Origin of the sequence: Clostridium sp. (genome assembly GCF_016650035.1) — a bacterium.
GTDB lineage: Bacteria > Bacillota > Clostridia > Clostridiales > Clostridiaceae > Clostridium_AD.
The window spans coordinates 1-4,895 of the sequence record NZ_JAENWM010000150.1 but is presented as its reverse complement, the minus strand read 5'-3'; the positions used below and the strand labels follow the sequence as shown (position 1 = coordinate 4,895).

The following is a 4,895-nucleotide window of genomic DNA, read 5'->3' as shown; positions in this document are numbered from 1 at the left end:
CAGGATCAAACTCTCAATTTAAAAGTTTACACTTTTAGTTTGAAATGAATAATCTGAGACAACTGTTAAGTTGTTACTCAAGCTCATTACATACTATTTAGTCTTACGACTAAAAATTTACTTCTTTTTACTAAAGTAATCAACTGGTTTAGCAAAATATTATTTTGCTATTCTTTACCTATTTCTCTGTTTAATTTTCAAAGACCAAATTGTTTTTTGTATCCGTCATTTACTGACGACTTCTACAATACTACTAGATGTTTCTTGTTTTGTCAACAAGTTTATAAAATTATTTTTCATTTAAAATCTAATTGAATAACAATTAACATTTAGCTTACTGCGTCACTACTTGCGACGACAAAGAGTATTCTATCATATCCCCCTTATGATCCGTTGAAAGGAACCAATCAAAATCGACAATTACATACAACTTTCTCTATAATACTACTAATTGTTAAGTTTCTTTTACCCTGATACACTAGGGTTAGTATACTCTATATACATTAAAATCATACTTAAACCCTGTTATATTTAACGCTTTACTGCCCTTAAGACACATCTATTATTATTGCTTCATTATAAAGCAACTATGTTTTGCTACCATACTTGATTTAAACAAAGCTTATAAATTATTTTGTAATTCCTTTAAAAAGATTTCAACCATATTTTTTTTACATTCAAAACCTAGTGCCTTTAATGAATTTTGTAATGCTAATAGAGTATATGCCATTTTATCCTTCCTCGCATTTTCTCCCATATGTCCTATTCTTATTACTTTTCCTTGTAAATAACCAAAGGAACCAGATATAAATACATTAAATTCGTCAATCATATATTTTAACAGTTCTTTATCATTTATTTCCTTCGGAATTTCTATAACTGTTACAGTATTCGAATAGCCCTCTTTAATGTATAAATCAAGGCCCGCTTCCATTATAGCTTTCCTTGTAGCTTTTCCAATAAATTCATGTCTTTGAAGTATACCTTTATCATCCAATATATTATCAATAGCCTGCCTAAGTCCAACAATATCACTTATTGGTGGTGTATAAGGAAACCATTTATTCTCATAATAATCTTTCCATACAAGTAGATTGCAATAATAGGACGCAATAGGGGTTGCTCTCTGCTCCATTAATTTAAATGCATCTTCACTTATACTTATTAAAGTGAGACCTGCTGGAGCCGAAACGCATTTCTGTGAAGCTCCAAGTGCTATATCTATTTTCCATTCATCTACTCTTATATCTTCTCCACCCATACCTGCTACACTATCTACTACAGTTAATATGCCCTTCTTCTTTAGCAAATTGCATATTTTTTTTATATCATTTAGAACTCCTGAAGGTGTATCGCAATGAACTACCGTAGCATATTTGAAGTCATGATCTTTTTCTAAAAATTTTTCTAGTTCTATTTCATCTATACCACATTTTCTATTACCTTTAAAAAAGACCACCTCTCCACCATACATCTCAACAAAATCTGCAAAACCTTCTCCAAATATCCCATTATCAATTACTAATACTCTGTCATGAGTTTCAGTTAGAGATGCACACGCAGCTTCAAGACCTAAAATCCCCTCACCGTTTAGTACTCTAACTTGGTTATTAGTTTTTAAAAACTCTCCTATTTTTTCACAAGTTTCTTTGTAAAATTCATAAAACTTCCAATCCAAATCTGGATTAGTAGTAGCTACAGACCTTGCGATTCTAACGTTTTCTCTTACCTGCGTAGGCCCCGGAGTCATTATCTGAGACACTTTCATATTTGCCACTCCCTTTAAATTTAGTTTATATTGTTAATTATTATATCACTATTAGTAGATATTGAAAATTGTATGCATACAATAGCCCTGGAAACTTATCAATAATGTATACTCCTTTAGATTTTTGTCGATATTTTGCGCCAAAAATAATGAAAATACATTAAAAGGATTGCTAACAATCCTTTTAATGTATTTAATAGTTGACGAAAGTATAATACTAACATTGAAGATAATGTTTCTTATCTAAAATAAAATTACTTCAATATAAATGTCTTTTAATGAGCTTTTATTAATGCTAGCAGTAAACTTACAAGGTAGGTTATGCTTGAAAAAATCAATGATACTATTAGAAAACCTATAAGTACAACGTTATATTTCAAGATACCTTCTGCCATAACAATTTTTGTAAACCCAAGGACATTTATAACTCCCATTACTAGGAATATTATAATTAATCCCTTAGAGGCACCTTTAATATCTGCAGAACTTAAGGATATGTGAGATGAGGTACATATAGCTAGGAGCAAAAACACTATAAAGTATGGATTTGCAAAGTTCCTAATGTTGAAAATAGATGTTATTAAATTAATGTAAGAATTTAATACTCCATTTATAGCCGCACCATCTAATTTAGTTATGTCCAAATTATTCATAGATATAGTTATAAATTCATTATATGCCCTTGGAATTATAATGCGCATTAAAGCAATTATAGAAGCAATTCCTCCTAATATAGGCGCAATCCCAATGAAAAAATTACCTATTTGTTGATATAAGCTGTTAGGATTATAAGAATGATTAACATATCCAAGTACTCCATTTTCATCTCTCTTTTGTAATAGTACGACTTTTACAATTTTGTGTCCAAAAATAAAACAAAAGATAGCATGAGAAACTTCGTGTATAGGAACTCCTATAATAGCAGTTATAGCAACTGCTTTCCACCCAAAACTCTTTTGGAAGTTTGCTATTGAACGGTCCCTTAAAAATCCAAGAATAAATCCTACAAGAATTATCATCCCTGTCATATATAATGTATCCACCATTGTCTTTATTAATAAGTGTGTTAAGTAATCCATTAAATCACCCTTTCAGATTTTTCTTACATTAACTATCATCATAAACTACTTATTAATCTAAATGAGAAATATCAGCCTCTATTATAATTTCAATTTTTGTGCCCTGTACTTCTAATACAGTTAAACAAGTATCATACATAAATGGCGGCTTCCAAAAATCCTCCAGCGAACGATTTTTTATTATTAAATAGAGAGCCTTTATAACAAGTGTATGTGTTACTATTAATATATTTTCACAAGTTGTATTATTTATAATGTACTTTAATACTTGTTTTACTCTATGAATTAATTCCTCAAATTTTTCCCCGTCTGTAGTTTCATATAAATGAGGTTTATTCCAAAAATTATACTGCTGCAACCTATACAGTTCTTTTACTTTTTCATTCTCCATACCTTCATATACTCCAAATCCCATTTCTTTTAAAGATTCAATAATAATAATTTCTGTGTTCTTATCTCCTCTAATGTAATTTGCTGTATCAATTGCTCTTCCTAAAGGACTACAATAAATATAATCGAAGTCTATATGTTTTAGACTCTTACCAAGCTTAATAGCATTGTCGACACCTTTTTCTGTTAAATTAGAGTTTTTCCATCCCTGCATCCTCCCTTGTTTATTCCACTCCGTTTCTCCATGCCTTGTTATATATATTTTCAAATTTCAAACCACCTTTATATATTAGAAACCAGTCTCAATTTATTATTTATGTTTTAATTTTATTTTTAATAATATAAACAATTCTAACATATAAAATAATCAAAAGAAAAAAATTTAAATCTTTGGTTTTTTATACAATGATTCATAAGAAAATACCCATGGTTTACTATATAATTTGAATCCAAAACTCAAAAGCATATACATCTGCTCCAATAAAACGGCTATAAGCGATTATCGATATACAAAATATTGTAGTAAAATCTTGTGAAATATGCTAATATATTCTTAACCAAGTAGAAATTTATGATGTTTTAAGTGTTCTAAATTAAAATTATACATTGAGGTGATATTATCAATATTTTGTGTACTACTTGTAATTTACAAGATAATATAGAAAAATATAGAGTTATGTTGAATATTTTAATACTTGAAAAAAAACAAAACTTACTTGACGAAGAAATTATTAATCTAAGTCAATCTTTAGATATATTAGTGTATAAATGTATATTTTGCAATGAAAATTTAAATGATATTTTTAAATTAAATCTAAAAAATATAATTGGAACACACTCATCCTTTTATTATTATGGATATCAACATCTTTTTAATAGTATGTACTTTTATATAACTGAAGGTATCAATAATAATGAACTTATTTATATTTCTATGGAAAAAAATTTTTATAATAAATTAATAGTTTTTCTAAAACTTAACAATGTTTCAGTTGAACATATTAAATTCAGGTCTTTAAAAAAGTTGATTGAGAGCAATACGCAGGGAGGTCTGACTCAATTAAAAGAAGAAATTAATAATGTTTGTTCGGGAAATGAAGTTAAAGAATATAATGGTATAAGATGGATTGGACAACCCACTTATGCTATTCAAACCACTTCACAAGAATCTTTTTTAGATTGTGAAACAAACTTAAGCGAAGCTTTAAAGAATACTATTGCATCTTTACTTTGTATATACGATACCTATGATTATATGAATAAAAGTGAATTTATAAATGAAACAGTAATAAAACAATCTTTAACTACTCATTCTTACATTTTTAAAAACTCAGTTTTATAACTAATAAGCTAATAAAAAATATTCTATTATTAAAATAGTGAATTTCAATGTATTTTTACGTCATAATTTTCATATATTATTGTGCGACAAGGGTAGAGATACACTTGTTTTATTATTTATAGAATATACGCCCTAGCGTGACGCACAAAGAATCGTTGTCATCCCCTTACTAAACAGAGCTTTCACGGAAACTCATTAGCTCCTATGATTACTCATTTCTAGTATCATTAATTTTTGTTGATTCCCCCATTTTTTCTGCATAAAACGCTTGACAAGTCTGTAAAAATTTGAAAAATCCCTCCTAGAGACATGTTTT

The 4,895-nt window shown here is 28.3% G+C and carries 4 protein-coding genes; 1 reads left to right on the top strand and 3 read right to left on the bottom strand.

Annotated elements, in window-relative coordinates:
- Positions 1-622: 622 nt before the first annotated feature.
- From JJD95_RS19630 to JJD95_RS19620, 3 genes are all read right to left on the bottom strand, one after another.
- The gene (locus JJD95_RS19630) at positions 623-1,768 is read right to left on the bottom strand and encodes an alanine--glyoxylate aminotransferase family protein (RefSeq protein WP_291645127.1); all 1,146 of its coding nucleotides are present in this window, start codon (positions 1,766-1,768) and stop codon (positions 623-625) included.
- Between the two features lie 275 nt (positions 1,769-2,043).
- On the bottom strand, positions 2,044-2,847 hold the full coding sequence (locus JJD95_RS19625) for a hypothetical protein (RefSeq protein WP_291645126.1): 804 nt from the start codon (positions 2,845-2,847) through the stop codon (positions 2,044-2,046).
- Positions 2,848-2,899: 52 nt separating this feature from the next.
- Positions 2,900-3,505, bottom strand: a complete 606-nt coding sequence (locus JJD95_RS19620) for a histidine phosphatase family protein (protein ID WP_291645125.1) — start codon at positions 3,503-3,505, stop codon at positions 2,900-2,902.
- Between the two features lie 360 nt (positions 3,506-3,865).
- Between JJD95_RS19620 and JJD95_RS19615 the strand changes: the two genes are divergently transcribed.
- Positions 3,866-4,579, top strand: a complete 714-nt coding sequence (locus tag JJD95_RS19615; RefSeq protein WP_291645123.1) for an MEDS domain-containing protein — start codon at positions 3,866-3,868, stop codon at positions 4,577-4,579.
- Positions 4,580-4,895: the final 316 nt, after the last annotated feature.